Annotated in this window: 10 protein-coding genes; 3 read left to right on the top strand and 7 right to left on the bottom strand. The window is 34.5% G+C overall.

What is annotated here, in order from left to right; translation table 11 throughout:
- The first annotated feature begins 581 nt into the window (after positions 1-581).
- Positions 582-1223, top strand: a complete 642-nt coding sequence (locus AYC65_RS19055) for a hypothetical protein (RefSeq protein ID WP_034871657.1) — start codon at positions 582-584, stop codon at positions 1221-1223.
- 53 nt (positions 1224-1276) lie between these two features.
- Here the strand turns inward: AYC65_RS19055 and AYC65_RS19050 are convergent, their stop codons facing one another.
- From AYC65_RS19050 to rimP, 7 genes are all read right to left on the bottom strand, one after another.
- The gene (locus tag AYC65_RS19050; RefSeq protein WP_034871658.1) at positions 1277-2683 is read right to left on the bottom strand and encodes a RagB/SusD family nutrient uptake outer membrane protein; all 1407 of its coding nucleotides are present in this window, start codon (positions 2681-2683) and stop codon (positions 1277-1279) included.
- Positions 2684-2696: 13 nt separating this feature from the next.
- Positions 2697-5531, bottom strand: coding sequence for a SusC/RagA family TonB-linked outer membrane protein (locus tag AYC65_RS19045; protein WP_034871966.1), 2835 nt, complete (start codon positions 5529-5531; stop codon positions 2697-2699).
- A gap of 474 nt (positions 5532-6005) precedes the next feature.
- The gene (locus AYC65_RS19040; RefSeq protein WP_034871659.1) at positions 6006-7388 is read right to left on the bottom strand and encodes a RagB/SusD family nutrient uptake outer membrane protein; all 1383 of its coding nucleotides are present in this window, start codon (positions 7386-7388) and stop codon (positions 6006-6008) included.
- A gap of 15 nt (positions 7389-7403) precedes the next feature.
- Positions 7404-10301 carry a SusC/RagA family TonB-linked outer membrane protein gene (locus AYC65_RS19035; RefSeq protein ID WP_034871660.1) on the bottom strand — a complete coding sequence of 966 codons (2898 nt, stop codon included), beginning with the start codon at positions 10299-10301 and terminating at the stop codon, positions 7404-7406.
- A 491-nt stretch (positions 10302-10792) separates the two neighbouring features.
- The gene (gene infB / locus AYC65_RS19030) at positions 10793-13678 is read right to left on the bottom strand and encodes a translation initiation factor IF-2 (RefSeq protein WP_078674609.1); all 2886 of its coding nucleotides are present in this window, start codon (positions 13676-13678) and stop codon (positions 10793-10795) included.
- Between the two features lie 66 nt (positions 13679-13744).
- Entirely contained in the window at positions 13745-14980 is a 1236-nt protein-coding gene (gene nusA, locus AYC65_RS19025) for a transcription termination factor NusA (RefSeq protein ID WP_034871968.1), read from the bottom strand.
- Between the two features lie 34 nt (positions 14981-15014).
- Entirely contained in the window at positions 15015-15482 is a 468-nt protein-coding gene (gene rimP, locus AYC65_RS19020) for a ribosome assembly cofactor RimP (protein ID WP_034871662.1), read from the bottom strand.
- 232 nt (positions 15483-15714) lie between these two features.
- Between rimP and AYC65_RS19015 the strand changes: the two genes are divergently transcribed.
- Both AYC65_RS19015 and AYC65_RS19010 read left to right on the top strand, forming a co-directional pair.
- Positions 15715-17823: a glycoside hydrolase family 97 protein gene (locus AYC65_RS19015; protein ID WP_034871663.1), complete on the top strand. Its 2109-nt coding sequence runs from the start codon at positions 15715-15717 to the stop codon at positions 17821-17823.
- A gap of 68 nt (positions 17824-17891) precedes the next feature.
- Positions 17892-19211 carry a UDP-glucose dehydrogenase family protein gene (locus tag AYC65_RS19010; RefSeq protein WP_034871664.1) on the top strand — a complete coding sequence of 440 codons (1320 nt, stop codon included), beginning with the start codon at positions 17892-17894 and terminating at the stop codon, positions 19209-19211.
- Positions 19212-19293: the final 82 nt, after the last annotated feature.

Genomic DNA, 19293 nt, shown 5'->3' with positions numbered 1-19293 from the left:
ATGAAACAGTTGATTATGTATCCTTGTATTCTATGACAAAAAAGGTGAAAAGAAACTTTAGTTGAAAAATAATTTGCTTTATGAATGTCATATAAATGCAGAAAACAGGCTAAAAACCAAATTGCACAGTACCAAACTCTATAATGTTTATTATATCTGAATAGTAATAATGTGCTAAAGATAATTTCGCCACTTCAGCTTTCACAAAAATTCGCATTCCATTACCTTACAGGTAGGCATACGATTTCTTACTCATTCAATAAAACATTATTAAATGAGCATCTCATAGAATAGTAAAAAATATAAATCAACAGGAATTTATAAGGAATGACAACATATTAATTGTTCAAAAAGTATTATCGTAGGGAAGTGAATGGAAAAAAGAATAAAGAAAAAAGCAATGTATTGTTTTTCTAATTAGTTATCAATATAGCTTCAATAAATTGACGCTAAATATTTTTAATATAGTATTTTTTCAACAAAAATATTGGTATACAACATAGTAAGAGCAATAAAATAAATACTATTTTTTACAAGTAGACTTTATTTTATTTAACTTTATAAAAGAAAATTTTTGAAATATGAAAAAAATAATTAACACAGCCTTATTCCTAATTTTACCTATCACTGTTTTTTCTCAAGAACTAAACCGAAGCCTTAATGATATAATGAATTATGATGTAAAAAGAGCTTCTAAAAATACTGAAATCGGAGGGTCTCCATATTTAGACAATAATTACTCTGTAAGCAGTATATCAAATGTAAAATATAAATTACAGGCTAAATACAATGTTTATACTGATGAAATAGAGTTTTTAGCAAAAGATGGTACTGTTTATATCTTACCAAAAGAAAAACAATACTCTGACATTACCTTTAATGACAACACCCATATCAAATTAATAGACAATATTTATTATGTAGTACTTTCTTCTACTCCCAATATTTATTTGTTGAAAAAATACCATATTGTATTGGATAAACAAGAAACTGAAGTCAAAACCGGGTACTCATCTGCAAAGAATCCTGAATACATAAAAGAAAAGCCATCTTATTTTATTTATAACAATACTGAGATTATTGAACTCGACAAATCATTTGGAAATCTTCTTAATAAATATAAGGATAATAATCTTCCAGATTTTATAAAGAAACAAAATATTACAATAAAAAATGAAAAATCATTATTCAAAATTGTTGATTTCCTTTCTGGTAAAAACTAAACTAAAAAAGGAGTGGTAAATCCACTCCTTTTTTTATTGCTAAAACTTGTATCCTACTGATATCCAAAATTCTGTTTAACATTATTGTTTGCAGAAATTTCGGCTTGAGGTATAGGAAACGCGTACTTATACTCGCCAAATTTCACTACACCATAACGTTGTCTCAGGTTATCTACTAAAGGCATATCCATACCTGTCCGGGCAAGATCATCAAATCTAAATCCTTCAAAAGCCAGTTCTTTTCTCCTTTCTAACAGAATATTTTGCATTGTTGCACTTGCATAAGGAGCAGCATTTCTATTTGAAGGAATCTTATTCAATTCAATAAGAGCTTCAGGAGTTTTTCCATTATTTAATAATGCTTCAGCATATAATAAGACAACTTCTTCGAACCTAATTACAGGGACATCATCTACGGGTGATGCTGTAGAAGGATATTTTCCAATATTTCTGTATTCTGCCGTGGAAGTTCCATTCTGACTAATAAATGTAGCGGTTTTTCTAATATCTCCATTGCCATAAGCATCATATAAATCCTTTAGAGCAACAATATCTCCATATGCAGCTCCTCTATAAATATTAGCTAACGAATTATTACCCAAATTATCATTTGCATTCATAGCAATAGAGAAAATAACATTAGCTGTTGATTTCTGACTAAAGGTATTAGCATAATTAGTTGCTGTTGCTATTGTATATCTACCAGAATTTACTACTATTCCAGCTTCTTTTTCTGCAATATCATATTTTTTAAAATAAGTTGCGATTCTTGCCTTTAAAGCGTGGGCTGAATATGATGTAAAATAATGTTTAGTTTGATTATCTAATGAAGGATTCATTAAGGCAATTGCCTGATCTAAATCTTTCATAATATTATCATAATTCTGCTGAACAGATTCTCTCGAAGGAAATAAGTTCCCAGCAACTCTAAATGTTGTTACATATGGAACACCCAATGCACCCATTCCTCCTTGTCCAGTAATAAACTGTTGCCCGAAAAGCCTTAACAAATCAAAGTGCCCCAGAGCTCTCATTGCATAAGCCTGTCCTTTTAAATGATCAAGCTGAGCAGCATCTCCTGTAGCCCCTTGTTTATTAATTACAATGTTAGCATTCCCTATAGCCTGATAGATTTTATTCCATGTATCACTAGGATAAGCATCTGAAACAAGCATTTTCATTTGAGACACTGTAACGAATCTATTTGAATTAGCATTAGAAAAAGCATTATCTGTTCTTGCTTCTCCAAATATAATTATGTCTCTTCCATAATAATTTACATGCTGCATTCTATCATATCCTCCAGCTAAAACAGTCCTTAGATCATCTAACGTATTAGTATTCTGTTCTAAATCTTTAGATTGAGTTAAAGTTGGTTCCAGAGAATTATCATTACAAGATGATAATGCACCACCAATCAAAACTGCACTAAATAAACCTTTTAATATTATTTTTTTCATTTTCTACTAGTTATTAAAATTGAACATTAACACCAAACATTACAGACTTTACAGGAGGTGTCGTTAAGTTTGAATACCCATTTACATCAACCTCCGGATCAAATTTCAAATTTCTATCAAATGTATAGGTCCATAAGTTAGTTCCCCTTACAGTTAGTGTAAGCCCCGTTAAACCAATTGTACTAACAAAGTCTTTAGGCAGATTATACCCCAAAGTAATATCCTTCAGACGGATAAAATCTCCTTTATATAAATGCCTTGAAGAGGTTGCATCAAAATTATCCTGGCCGTTATATACTAATTTTGGAATATCTGTTACATCTCCAGGTTTTTGCCATCTTCCCATTAAATCTTCACTACCATTATATGTTGCTAAAGTAAAGCTATTGGTTCTGTAATAAAACTGAGCAAATTGCTCATAAATTTTATGACCTCCGGAATAATAGAAACTAGTATTTAAGAAAACATTTTTATAACTAATATTTGTACCAAATCCTCCCGTGTATTTGGGAATTGCTGTTCCTTGAAATGTTCTTTGTGCCTTATTATAGTCAGATGTTTTATCTCCGTCAACACCATTAATATACCACTCAGGAGCTCCTGTCTGTGTATTAACTCCAGCCCAAGTCGGCATATACCAACTATGAAGAGCCCTGCCTTCTTCAGATTTTTTATATACACTACCTGCATAAAGATCTATAGGCACCCCATTTACACTAGGTGCTAATTTTAAGATTTCATTTTTCACAGTAGCAATTGATCCAAAGATACTCCAAGAAAAGTCTTTAGAATTAATAATCTGTACATTCAAAGATGCTTCAATTCCACTGTTACGCATCGATCCTACATTTTGGGCCTGGATTGTAAAACCTGTAGTTCTGGATAATGGAACATTCTGAAGCAAGTCGTATGTCTTTTTATTATAATAATCCACTGATCCACTGATTCTAGAATTCCATATTGAGAAATCGATTCCTACATCAAAAGTTTTATTCTTCTCCCATGTCAGATTTGGATTACCAAAGTTGGTAACGTAAGATCCCCCATTTCCGTCGTAAGCAACATCATAAGAAAGTGTTGCTTGGTATGAATTAATATCAACACCACTATTACCTGTTAATCCATAAGATGTTCTTAACTTTAATTCATTAAAGAATTTAGGTACGAAATTTTCTTTATGTATATTCCATCCTGCCCCAACAGACCAGAAAGTACCGAATCTTTTACCAGGGGAAAATCTTGAGGATCCTTCCCTTCTTATTGTAGCATCTAAAATATATTTATTAGCAAAAGAATAGTTTAATACACCAAAATAAGATGCATTCTTCCAATCTGAATAATTTGATCCTACCGTATAATTTGCACTTGCATTATCAAGATTTGTTAGACCATCTGTTGGAAAGTTTTGTCCTGTTGCCCCAAGAAAATCTCTTTGGTTTTTCTGATATTCAAAGAATGCGGATACATCTAGCCTATGATCTCCAAATCTTTCAACAAAATTTAACTGATTTATTGATGCTAGATTAAAGTTTTGTGTGTTTCTTCTGTCTGCAAACCCATTACCATTACGACCATCACCATGATATCTATTGTCATAGCGTTTATAATCGTTAAACATATAATCAATATTTAATCTTGTTGTATAAGTTAAATTTTTCAGGATTTTGTAATCAACCTTAGTATTGACCATACCTCTCATCTGTTTATTCCACAGAATATTGTTTTTCTGAGTATATAAGGTATTTGCAATGGAGGTCATTTGAGAAAAGTTATCAATATTATAAGACCCATCTGCATTATATGGCCTAGCCCATGGTGTTATTAAGATCCTAGTTAAGTAAGGATTTGAAAAAAATGAACCTCCTTCTAATAAAGGATTCTGCTTTAACCAAGATCCATTAATAGAAGTTTCAAAATTTACTTTATCCGTCAACTTTCTTGTATAATTAAATGCTCCTGTTATTCTTTCAAAAGGATCACCTATTGAAATAGGCTCAGTTTTATTATATCCTAATGAAGTATAAAACGTAGATTTATCATCACCCCCCGTAGCGCTTAAGTTAACTACATAAAGCCCTGCATTTTTACGAGTTAATAAACTTGTCCAGTCATATTCTTTCCCATCCCATAAATTGAATTTACCAATATTATCGGATTTAATTCGTGCTAATGCAACATCATTAGTTGAATTAAGAGTATGAGCTACAGCTTCAGTTAATAATTCAAGTCTCTGAGCTCCAGATAACATATTCATTTTATTATATGCTTCATTCTGAAACCCAACGGTGGATGATAAATTAAATTTGGTCTTTCCTCTCTTTCCTCTTTTAGTTGTTATAACAATAACTCCATTAGAGCCTCTGGCACCATATACTGCAGTAGAAGCAGCATCTTTAAGTACTGTTATTGACTCAATATCATCATTGCTTATACTAGCTAATGCTGAAAGCGTAGTAACATTCGTATTAGCTGCATTATTTCCATTTACAACCGGAACACCATCAATTACAAATAACGGAGCATTTGATGCTGTAAATGAACCAACACCTCTGATTCTGATATCCTGAAATGCTCCCGGAGAACCAGAAGTAGTATTAACAACAACCCCAGGTACCTTACCTTGCAATGCCTGATCAACACTAATAGCGGATGGAGTATCAATATCAGAGCCTTTCAATGTTGTTGAGCTTCCTGTTAATTGAGCAACACTCTTTTTAACATACCCTACAACTACCACCTCATCTATATCTTTTGCTGAAGCAGTGTCTTTTTTCACCTTTTGTGCCATAGCGCTGTGTCCAATAAAGAACAGCACACCTGCACTAAGCACGCGTAATTTTACATTCATATTAACAAATTTTAATATTTCAACTTTTACAAATATGTTAATAATTTTTAACATATCCAAAAAAAACAATAACACACAAGCTCTTGAAATACGCATAAAGCACCATAACACCAATTAACACAAGGATTAGATAATTTATCTATATAAAAAAAAGTTAAATTTTAACATAATCTAATTGTAATTTTGATATGTTTTTAATTCTTTTTGAAGAAAAAAAACTATCAATATTCACATATCCAGGTCAAAAAACATTTATAATTGCAATACTTACAAATTGTTATTACTCATATCCAAACAATTAAGCATAATAATCATATTATATACAGTCGTGAAAGAGGTGAAGTTTATTTCGCCTTAATTTCTCTAAAAACACTTACCCTAATTATATTTATACAAAAATCCCCGAACATTAATGTCCGGGGATTATAATTAAAGAAAATTAATTTCTTATATCTGACTAATAATTATCTATAATTATCTATAATTATCATATCCAGGATTACCTTTTACTAATGTACCAGAAAGATCCGTTTCAACTCTTGGCATAGGGAAAGCTGTTAAATTTTTATCTTTATTAGCCCCCGCTGGTCTTGGAACTTCTACACCCCATCTCAACAAATCCCACATTCTGAAACCTTCACCAATCAGTTCCTTAGATCTTTCAGCCATAATGCTTTCCATTGTAATAGAAGTTGCTTTATCAAGCCCTCTATTTTCAAGAATCATATTAAGATATTCTAATGCTTTAGCTGTATTACCTAATTTAAATTCAGCTTCTGCTCCATCCAATACAACTTCTTCAAAACGAACAATACGAATACTGGTTGCTCCTGTAAGGCCTGGGAATTTTTTATTTAAGAAATAGCTTCCGTCTACTTTTTCAATTAGACCAAGACGTGCATCATTACTAGCATAAGAAGCCATACCTGAATCACTCACAACAGTATTAGCATAACCTCTACTATTCATAATATATGCATAAGATGCTGCTCCTGGCTGAGCTACTTCACCATAAGCCAATTCAAAAATAGAGTTCATAGCTGAGCCACTTGCTTCCCAAGAACTCACTAAAGCATCTTTTTCTATAACTTTATATTTCTTGCTTGCAACAATATCATTTACCAAAGACTGTACTTTAGCATAATTGTTTTTGTACAAGTAATATCTTGCCGCTAATGCTTTTACCGCATTAACAGAGATTTCAGATCTTTTATCAGGTCTGTCAAAGCTTTTAGAACTTTCCATTTTAGTTATAGCTGCATCGAAATCTGCTTCAATCTGTTTTTCGGTATCAGCAATGCTAGATCTTCCTTGTTTATTTAACGGATCAAATTTCAAAGGAAGAACAATACCATCATTACCCCCTATATATTTTTGTCCAAATAATCTTAATAAATCAAAGAAGCTTTGTGCTCTTAGTGCGTATGCCTGTCCTACATAATACGTCGCTTCAGCTTTACTTGCAGCAGCATTATCTAGTGAGTTAATATCAAAATTAACAATATTATTTGCCTTTGCTACAACTTTATAAATTTGCTTATAAGTATTTGAAGCATAAGCATCAGCAGAAGTCATTTCGTAACCAGCTACCGTGTTATAATACCCTGACCTACCATTACTAAACATATGATCAGATCTTACTTCTGCAAAGATTGAGAAATCTTTTCCATAATAGTATTGAGATCTCATATCTACATATGCACCTAAAACAAATGAATGCATCTGCCCTGCAGATTTCCATGAAGATGCAATTTCACTTTCATTAAAAACCGTTTCTGTAAAATCCCTGCTACAGCTTACACTCGTTAAAGCTAGAGAAAGTGCAAGAACTCCTGTTTTTATATTTAAATATTTCATTTTATATTTTTTTAATTAAAATCCGAAATTAACCCCTAACATAAACGCCTTCTGAATTGGCAATCCTAAATCGTAGTTACCTGCCAAATTAATTTCCGGATCTAATTTTAAGTTTTTGTCGAATTTATAAGTCCAGATATTATTTCCTAATAAATAAATCTGTAATGATGTAAGACCTGTTTTTTCTAACACATCTCCTTTGAAAGTATAAGCAATTTTAAGATTACTTAATCTTATATAATCAGCCTTAAACATTCTTCTTGTAGACAATCCATAACCTCTTTTATTTCCTAATGAATAAATAGGCATAGGATTAGCAGCATTTGGATTTTCCGGAGTCCAGAAATCCATCTGAGAAGCATACCCAGGTGTATCATATACACTTGCTCCATCAGAAACAACATTACCCATCCACTTATCTAGGATTTTACCTCCGAATCCGTATGTAAAGAATGCATCTAAGCTAATATTCTTATAACTAAGGTTAGTACCAAATCCACCTGTAACTTTACTTAAAGCATTTCCTTGAATTTCCTCTTTAGCTAAGTTATAGTTATTAGTAGTTTCACCATCCTTACCGTTAAGATACCATAGTGGATCTCCGTTTCTTGGGTCTACACCTGCCCATTTTCTCATATAGTAAGAATTAATACTCTCTCCCTGACGAAGAATCATACCACTCATAGTAATACCATCAATTGTTGGATTTACAACGTCTCCTCCATATAACTTAGTGATTTTATTACTTAGCGTAGAAAGGTTTGCATTTACACTCCAGTTAAGTCCGTGTGGATTCTTTAAGATTTCCGCATTAACAGAGAATTCAAAACCTTTATTTACCATATCTCCAATGTTTGCATTGTAGCTGGTCATACCCTGAGATACCTGCAATGGTAATTCATAGATAAGGTCTTTAGATTTTTTGTTGTAATATTCTGCTGTAAAAGTAATTCTGTTATTCAGGAATCCGAAATCTACACCTACGTTAAAAGGATTAATAGTTTCCCAAGAAAGGTTAGGATTATAAACTCCTCTCAAGTCACCAGCTGCTAAAGCATTGTAGTTTCCTATATAAGTATATAATGCATAAGGATTTGCTCTCACCTGGTTACCTACCTTACCATAGGATGCTCTAAGTTTTAACATTGAAATTGCAGGATCATTCTTTAAGAATCCGAATCTCGCAACATCTAGCGCAACCCCTGCAGACCAGAAATTACCTGCTTTTTTACCCGGAGTAAAGTTAGACAGAACGTCTCTTCTGTACGATCCATCCACCATTATGATTCTATCATAATCCCAGTGTCCAATAAGACCATAACCCCATCTTGAATCAATAACTTTTCTACCTCCTACTCCAAGTGGTTGAATAAAATTATCCATTGTTTCCAAGAATGGAGACCCTACAGTACTACCTCTGGCAATTACCATGTCTTTTTGAGTTCTGTAAGCTTCCTGTAATGCTGTAAAGTTGAAGTTATTTACTCCCGCTTTAAAGTTATACGTTAACATATTCTGCACATTAAAACTAAAATATCTTGAAGATATATCAGTTTTTCTTCCTTGATAGGCATATCCATCACCATGTAATGGGGAGTAATATGCATTTTCCAGGATATTAATAAATTCCGGTGCAAAAACGAATTTATAAGTAAGACCTTTTATGATTTTGTATTCAGCCTGTAAGTTTGCAAAAACTCTCGCTGTTTCATTTCTGCTATAGTTCAGATCCTGAAGCGCAGCAACGTTGAATTTACCGTTAGTCAAACGACCGCTTTGCCCTAGATTCCAAGACCCATCAGCATTTCTTAAAGCATCCGTAGGTCTGTTAAAATATTGTGCTAAAATTGGGTTGGCTGTAGCTCCACCTTCCGATAAAGTATTTGTTTTACCGTAAGACATTTGGATATCTGTAGTAATTTTAAGCTTTTCTGTAGCTTGGTACCCAACTCTTGTAGATGCAGCTAATCTTTTAAAGTTAGCTCCCTTTACTGTAGACTGCTGATCAAAATAGTTGATCGAACTGAAGTAGCTCAGTTTATCATTTCCTCCAGAAAGAGAGAAATCTACATTAGTCTGATAAGCTTCATTTTTCTGAGTTGCATCTTTCCAGTTTGTATTATACGGACTATTTAAAACATTAGCAATATCAGTTTTTTTAAGATCTCCCTTAACATCGGAACCTCCCGCCTTTAAAAAGTCATAAACTTCCTGATAGCTTTTACCTACGAAACCAGGATCATTTGCTCCCTGATATCTATTCATAACAGAATAAGTAAGTAATTTTTTATATTCATCGGCAGTTAATCCTCTTTGTCTTTTTACAGCATCGCTAGTAATCCCCTGAGTAAAGTTTAAACTAAACTTTGCTTTACCTTTTTTACCAGATTTTGTTGTAATAATAATTACCCCAGAACCAGCATCCGCTCCATACATCGCCGTAGAAACCGCGTCTTTCAAAACACTGATATTTTCTATATCATTTGGGTTAAGACTCGCTAAGATATTTCCGGTAGTAGAGTTACTAGATAAATCTCCTGACTTTACACGAACTCCATCAATAACATAAATAGGATCTTTAACACCATTAATAGAAGAGATACCTCTTACACGAACAGAAGCGAATCCACCAGGCTGACCATTAGAAACACCTGTTTGAACTCCGGCAACTCTACCTTGCAACATTTTATCTACAGAAGCAGAAACAGGGTTATCTTCAATAGCCTTAGCTGTCATCGTTCCTACAGAACCTGTTAATTCTTTTACAGTTTTTTTCTGTCCAAAACCTACTACTACTACTTCTTCAATAGTTTTTGTTGAAGCAGCAGTGTCCTTCTTCACTGACTGAGCCATAATATTTTGTCCCATAAAGAACAAAACCCCTGCACTCAATACTTTAAATTTTACATTCATATTAACAATATTTAATATTTCAACAGACAAATATGTTAAAAAATATTAATACACGTAAAATTCATTTTTTTTACAACATTATTTTATATAATTAACAAATTATTACACATTGATATTGTTAAATTATTAACTAAATGTTAAAATTCAATAAGGATAAATCACCTCAAAGGACAATCTGTTAACAAACCTATTCAACACTCAACAAACACCGATTAATACTACATTTTAACATTTTTTATAAAATAGAATATTTTTAACCAACAGAATCACAATAGCAATCATTAAAAATGAAGCACTAAGACTTACTCAGCCATAATTAAACTTACTACAAGACATATCAAATGTTAAAAACCCCATCATTACACAGTTTAAAGAGATTATTAACATATAATAACAAAGTTTAAATTTTTCTTAATTAAGGCTAATATTAAATTTTTACATAAAAAAAGCCCCTGTTAATTTTAACAGGGGCTTTCTATATATAAATTGAATTATTTCAATTTCTTCTTAACAGCTACTTCTTCGTAAACCTCGAGTATATCGCCAATTTCGATATCATTATAGCCTTTAATATTAAGACCACATTCGTAACCTTTAGTTACTTCTTTAACATCATCTTTGAAACGTTTTAAACTCTCTAACTCACCTGTATGTTGTACAATTCCATCACGGATTAGTCTGATCTTAGAGTTTCTGGTTATCTTACCTGTCAGTACCATACAACCTGCAATTGTTCCAACTTTGGAAATCTTGAAAGTTTCACGGATCTCAACGTTACCAATAACCTGTTCTTTGATCTCAGGAGAAAGCATTCCTTCCATCGCTTCTTTAACCTCGTCAATTGCGTCGTAGATTACAGAATAAGTTCTGATTTCAATCTCCTCCTTATCAGCAAGGTCTTTTGCATTACCACCAGCTCTTACATTAAAGCCAATAATAATAGCATCAGATGCAGAAGCTAACAACACGTCAGACTCAGTAATCTGTCCTACACCTTTATGAAGGATGTTAATATGGATTTCTTCAGTAGATAATCTTGCTAACATATCAGAAAGCGCCTCTACAGATCCATCCACGTCACCTTTAAGGATAATATTCAACTCTTTGAAGTCTCCTAATGCAATACGACGACCGATTTCATCAAGCGTAAGATGCTTCTTAGTTCTGATTGTCTGCTCACGCTGAAGTTGTTCACGTTTAGTTGCAATTGACTTCGCTTCACGTTCATCTTCAAAAACTCTGAATTTATCACCTGCTGTAGGCGCTCCGTCAAGACCAAGTATCGTTACAGGAATAGAAGGTCCGGCTTCTTGCATAGGCTTACCTCTTTCATCAAGCATTGCCTTCACCTTACCGTGGTTTTTACCTGCTAATACATAGTCACCAATTTTAAGTGTACCATTTTGTACTAACATAGTAGCCACATAACCTCTTCCTTTATCTAAAGCAGCTTCAATAACTACTCCGGAAGCTTTTCTATCCGCATTCGCTTTTAATTCTAATAACTCTGCCTGGATTAATACTTTTTCTAAAAGTGTATCTACGTTATTACCAAACTTAGCAGAAATCTCCTGAGCCTGAACATTACCGCCCCACTCTTCTACAAGGATATTCATCCCCGAAAGTTGCTGGCGGATATTATCAGGGTTTGCTCCCGGCTTATCTACTTTGTTAATTGCAATAATCATTGGTACACCTGCTGCTTGAGCATGGGCAATTGCTTCTTTAGTTTGTGGCATCACGTCATCATCCGCTGCAATTACAATAATTGCAATATCAGTTACCTGAGCACCACACGCTCTCATCGCTGTAAAGGCTTCGTGACCAGGTGTATCTAAGAATGTAATTTTCTCACCATTATCAAGCTTCACATTGTAAGCTCCGATGTGCTGTGTAATACCCCCAGATTCCCCTGCAATTACGTTCGTTTTACGAATGTAGTCCAATAGGGATGTTTTACCGTGATCTACGTGTCCCATTACTGTAACAATAGGAGCTCTTTTTGATAAATCTTCTTCTGCATCCGGTTCTTCTTCTAATGAAGCATCATCGATATCCGCATCCGAGAATTCAACTTTATAACCAAATTCATCAGCAACTAATGTAAGTGTATCAGCTTCCAAACGTTGGTTCATTGTAACCATTACACCTAAAGAGAAACAAGCAGAAATTACCTCAGTAGCACTTACATTCATAAGGCTCGCTAATTCGCTTACCGTAATGAATTCAGTTACTTTAAGAGTTCTGTCTTGTGCTTCCATTTCTTGCTGAAGCTCGTCCTGCTCTCTTCTGAAAGACCTTTTTTCTCTTCTGTGCTTAGCTCCTTTAGATTTACCACCTTTATTAGTAAGCTTCTCTAAAGTTTCTTTAATCTGGTTTTTAACTTGTTCATCAGTTAATTCAACAGGCATAACCTTATTCCTGTTGTTATTACCACCACGGTTATTATTATTTCCACCACGGTTGTTATTGTTACCTCCACGGTTGTTGTTGTTACCACCTTGTTGGTTACCACCTCTGTTAAAAGGCTTTCTGTCGGAATTATTATTGTTATTATTATTTCCGCCCTGGTTGTTATTTTGTCCCTGGTTATTGTTGTTATTCTGCCCTTGGTTTCCTCCTTCCTTGGTTATTCTCTTTCTTTTCTTCTTGAAAGAGTTATCTCCACTTTCTTTCTTAGGCTTTTGCTGGAACTGTGATAAATCCACTTTCTCTTTCAAGATTTTTGGACCATCCAATTTCTGATAAACAGTTTCAATTTTCTGTGGCTCTTGCGGAGTTTCCGGCTGAGCAGGTTTTACTTCTTCCACTTTTTTCTCAACAGGTTTTACTTCCGCTTTCGGTGCTTCAGCTTGTACCTTCGGCTCTTCTTTTTTAGGAGCTTCTGGTTTTTTATCTTTTTTATCAGAATGTTTAGGTCTGTCTGATCTAATCTGAGATAAATCAATTTTACCTAAAACTTTGAATTCCTGCTCCTGAGGCTCCTCTGTTTTTTCAACAACAGGCTGGGCAGGTTCTTTTACAGGTTCTGGCTTAGGAGCTTCTTCTACTTCTTTCGGCTTCTCTTCTCCCAAATCAATTTTCCCTAAAATTTTGGCACCAGTTTGCGGTGCAGCTTTGGCTCTTATCACCTCAGGTTTAACCTCTTCTATTTCCAGTTTTTCATCCGGAACTTTAGAGATCACAACCTCATGGGAAGCTTTCTTCTGTTCGCCATCTTTACGGAACTCAGCCTCCAATGCAGAAAATGCCTCGCTTTCTAATAGAGCGTTAGGATTACTTTCCACTTCAATCCCTTTAGACTGTAGATATTCTACAGCTCTGGAGATAGAGATGTTAAGTTCCTTTACCGCTTTATTCAATCTAATTTTTGGCATAAAAAATATTCGTTCTTTTGAATTTTTAAATTCGTAATTATTATAAAAATTGGGTTAAGATCCAGATTAGTCGTCTAATTCGTCTCTCAATATTTGTTTTACTTCCTCAATGGTTTCTAACTCAAGATCAGTCATACCCACCAATGCAGCTGTTTCTTTATCCAGTACACTTCTTGCAGTATCAAGACCAACTTTTTTAAACTCATTAATGATCCATTCTTCGATCTCGTCAGCAAATTCTACTAACTCAACATCGTCACCTTCTTCCTTATCTCTGTATACATCGATATTATATCCTGTTAACCAAGATGCAAGACGTATATTCTGTCCTTGTTTCCCAATAATTTTGGAGATCTCTTCTGCCGGAGCATATACTAAAGCATGCGACTGCTCTTCGTTCATATCAGCTTTCTGAATATTAACATTTCCTAGAGCTCTCTTCACTAAGATCTCAGGATTTTTAGACCATTGAATCACATCAATATTCTCATTACGAAGCTCTCTTACTACTCCATGAATTCTTGATCCTTTCACCCCAACACAAGCTCCTACAGGGTCAATTCTGTCATCGTAAGCGTCAACAGCAATTTTCGCCTTTTCACCTGGAATTCTAACTACTTTCTTCAGGATAATAGTTCCGTCCTGGATTTCAGGAATTTCAAGTTCTAATAATTTTTCTAAGAATTTAGGAGCAGTTCTGGAAACAATAATCTGAGGTTTAGAACCTTTAAAGTCTACACTTTCGATTACTGCACGTACGCTATCTCCTTTTCTAAAGAAGTCTGAAGGAATCTGATTTTCTTTTGGTAAAATAAATTCATTCCCTTCATCATCTAACAAAATTACATGTTTGTGACGAATATGGTGTACTTCTCCTACTGCAATTTCACCAATCCTATCACGGAATTGATCATATAACATTGCATTATTATGTTCCTGAAGCTTAGTTGCCAGGATTTGTTTTAATGTAAGAATATTTCTTCTTCCTAACTGTGCAACCGGAATTTCCTGAGTAAATTCTTCTCCTACTTCGAAAGTCGGATCGATTTTCTTAGCTTCAGAAATTTCAATTTCAAGATCATCATCTTCTGACATTTCATCCTCAACAATTCTCTTGTTTAAGAAAATCTGGAAATCTCCTTTATCAGGATTTACAATAACATCAAAGTGATCATCTGAATCGTATCTTTTTCTTAAAAGAGTCTTAAGTGAATCTTCAATAATCGCCATAAGGTCAATCTTACTGATCCCTTTTTCATCTTTAAAATCCCCAAAGGATTCAATTAACGCTATATTGTTTATTATATTGCTCATCTTTTTTATTTATCTTTTTCAATCAAAATTTAATTACCACAAGGGCTTTTTTAATTTCAGTCAATGGAATTATCCGGTCTTCTATTACATCTTCTTTACCTTTCCCTACAAGCTTAGGACGTCTGTATTTCAGCTCTAAGGTAATTGAATCTTCACCAACAATCTTTAATTCACCCTGAATTTTTGTATCATCATTCAACAATACATCCAGTTCTCTTCCAATATTTTTAGCAAATTGTCTTGGTAACTTCAACGGTTCTGAAAGTCCTGGTGACATTACCTGAAGACTAAAATCATGCTCTTCTCTGTCTAACTGAAATTCTACTGCACGGCTAACATCCAGACAATCCTGAAGACTTACACTCTGGTCTCCGTCAATAATAACTGTAATATTGCTATCTGCAGAAATTTTAAGTTCAATTAAAAACAAATCTTCCCTTGTTGCAAGGTACTGATCCACTAATTCTTGTACGCGCTCCCTAAATTCCATATTTCATTGTTATGTCTACGAAAAAAGGCTTTCTTCCGAAGGCCTTTGCATTGAATTCCGTAAAACTTCTGCAAATATAGTTTTTTATTTTGAAAATCACAAACATACACGCAGAAAACCAACATTTTAATAAAAAATATCTGCACGAAAAACATTCAAAACCAAACAATTATTCTTCAAAAGGCTTTTTTTGTAACTTCACCCATCTAATTAACCACAAACAGAAAACCTCATGAAGCATTTTACAGCCTGCTTTCTCATACTATTTATTTCAGTTTTCATTCAGGCTCAAAAGCTGGAATCTCCTGACAAAAATCTTACCCTCAGCTTTTTACTAAATGAGAAAGGCGAAGCCTATTACAGATTGAAATATAAAAATAAAGATGTAGTAAAAAGTAGCAAGCTTGGCTTTTTAATTAGCAGCCCAACTTCTTTTGCAGAAAGCTTTAAAATAACCAACACACAATTTTCCTCCTCCGATACATCATGGAACCCTGTATTAGGCGAGCAAAAAACAATCCGAGACAATCATAATGAGATGCTTATTTCTTTACAGCAAGCCAAAACCGGATATCAACTCAACATCAGATTTAGGCTTTTTAATGATGGCCTGGGATTCAGATACGAATTTCCAATTCAAAAAGACCTAAGACACTTTCGTATAGACGAAGAGCTTTCAGAATTCAATCTGGCCCAGAACTGCAAAGCTTTCTGGATTCCTGCAGATTATGACACTAACGAATTCCGAATTACGACCTCTAGAATTTCCGAAATATCTTCACTAATAGAGACCGCAAGAGATGAGCCTTTAGCAGCAAAAGCGCCATCAAAAAACCTGGCTGTACAAACGCCGCTCATGTTAAAAGCTGATAATGGTTTATATATCAACATTCATGAAGCTGCATTGGTCGATTATCCCGCTATGCATCTGAATGTAGATGATAAGAACTATAAATTAAGCACTCATCTTACCCCTAATAAAAATGGCGAAAAAGCCTACATACAAACTCAGATGAATACTCCATGGAGAACTATCGTGGTCAGTGACGATGCACGCGACATACTCGCCTCTAAACTTATCCTAAATCTAAACGACCCAAGCAAAATTGAAGACACATCATGGATAAAGCCTACAAAATACATTGGTGTCTGGTGGGAATACTTTACAGGAGGAGGATCTACCTGGGCTTATAGCGACAATCAGGATATTATAATTGGAGAAACAGATTACACCCGACTAAAACCTAACCAACATCATGGGGCCAATACCCAGCACGTGAAAGAATACATAGACTTTGCCGCTGAAAATGGATTTGATGCCATACTTGTCGAAGGCTGGAATGAAGGTTGGGAAGACAACTGGGCTTATGGAAAGGAAAAAATATACAGCTTTACAAAAGCCTATCCGGACTTCAATGTAGAAGAATTACAGGCTTATGCGAAAGCAAAAGGCATAAAGATAATCATGCATCATGAAACGACCTCTTCAGCAGCCGACTACGAAAGACAATTGGATGATGCATTTTCTTTCATGAATAAGTATGGATATACAGCTGTAAAAACTGGATATGTTGGTCCCATTATTCCAAGAAGTGAATATCATGACGGACAATGGATGGTCAATCATTATAACTTTGTAGCTCAAAAGGCGGCGCAGTACAAAATTATGGTAAACTCCCATGAAGCAGTAAGACCCACCGGACGATCTCGAACCTATCCTAACTGGATAGCTCAGGAGTCTGCGAGAGGAACTGAATTTGAGTCTTTCAACGGAAACAACCCCGATCACACCACCATCCTGCCTTTCACAAGATTAATGGGTGGCCCTATGGATTACACGCCTGGGATTTTCCAGGGAGATCTTTCCGTATATGGTAAAAACAAAGCCAGGCTTAGTACAACCCTGGTAAAACAATTAGCGCTCTATGTAACTTTATACAGCCCACTACAGATGGCCGCTGACCTTCCAGAAAATTACAAAAAACACATGGATGCCTTCCAATTCATCAAAGATGTAGCAGCAGACTGGGACAACACTTATATTCTGGAAGCTGAACCCGGAGATTACATTACGATTGCACGTAAGGCAAAAAATAAAAATGAATGGTTTGTTGGTGGTATCACTGATGAAAATGAAAGAACAGCAACAATTAATCTTAGCTTTTTACCAAAAGGGAGAAATTTTGAAGCTATTATTTATGAAGACGGAAAGAATGCTGACTGGAAAACCAGTACAATAGATTATAAAATAAATAAACAAAAAGTATCCTCCGCTACTATTCTGAAAAAAAGACTGGCTCCAAGCGGAGGTATTGGAATAAGTATTAAAGAAATCAAATAAGCACAAAAAAGCGAAATACAGATTAGTTTATTTAGTAATTTTGCATATTATCTTTTAAAGACAAAACATTGAATATTACGATAGTTGGAACGGGCTATGTAGGCCTTGTTACCGGAACATGTCTGGCAGAACTGGGGAATTCAGTTTTCTGCGTAGACATTGATGAAAAGAAAGTAGAGGGCATGAAGAACGGAATTGTTCCGATTTATGAGCCTAATCTGGAGGAAACATTTTTAAGAAACATTCAGGCAGAACGTTTACATTTTACGACAGATCTTAAAGAAGCTTTGGATCAATCTGAAATTGTTTTTCTTGCGCTTCCAACCCCTCCGGGAGAAGACGGCTCAGCAGATCTTTCATACGTCCTGAACGTTTCTGAAAATATTGGTAAGCTAATTACGGATTACAAAGTTATCGTAAATAAAAGTACTGTTCCGGTAGGAACTGCTGACAGAGTAAGGGAGACTATTGCAGCATTTGCATCCGTAGAATTTGATGTAGTTTCTAATCCTGAATTTTTAAGAGAAGGCTATGCTGTTGAAGACTGTATGAATCCTTCCAGGGTTGTTATAGGCACCAGCTCCGAAAGAGCTAAAAATTTGATGGCGAATCTGTACGAGCCTTTTAGCAATATCGGTATTCCAATCATCTACATGGATGAAAAATCTTCCGAACTGACCAAATATGCAGCCAACTCATTCTTAGCCGTAAAAATTACCTTCATGAATGAAATTGCTAACTTCTGTGAAATGGTAGGGGCTGATGTTGACAAAATAAGATTAGGAATGGGATCTGATAACAGAATCGGACATCGTTTCTTATTCCCGGGAATCGGATATGGAGGAAGCTGTTTTCCTAAAGATGTAAAAGCACTGATAAAAAGTGGTAGCGAACAGGGATTCGATTTCGAAATCTTAAAATCCACTGAAGAAACTAACCAAAAACAAAAAACAATTCTGGTTCCTGCTATCGAGGAATATTTCAACGGAAACATACAAGGTAAAAAAATTGCAGTGTGGGGATTAGCTTTTAAAGCAAATACCGACGATATCCGTGAGGCTTCTTCTTTAGACAATATCGCTTTATTACTTGAAAAAGGTGCTGAAGTTATAGCTTTTGACAGTATTGCTGAAGGCAATGTACAAAAGATTCTTGGTGACAAAATTAGCTATGCAAAAGATATGTATTCCGCTTTGGAAGGTGCAGATGCTTTGTTAATCTGTACTGAATGGCCGGAATTTAAGAACCCGAACTTCGAACTAATAGCAAAAAAGTTAAAAAACAAAGCTATATTCGACGGACGTAATATGTTCTCTACTGAGTTACCATCCAAACATGGTTTCTTTTACAAAAGTATTGGACGTAAAACTGTACAATCAGAAAATTAGATAATTCTAAAGCAACAATGTATTGTTGCTTTTTTTATGCGAAATACTGACTGGTAAAGTGATATCATGTTAAAAAAATATT

It is taken from the genome of Elizabethkingia bruuniana, assembly GCF_002024805.1.
GTDB lineage: Bacteria > Bacteroidota > Bacteroidia > Flavobacteriales > Weeksellaceae > Elizabethkingia > Elizabethkingia bruuniana.
This window is presented reverse-complemented; position numbering and strand designations above follow the sequence as displayed.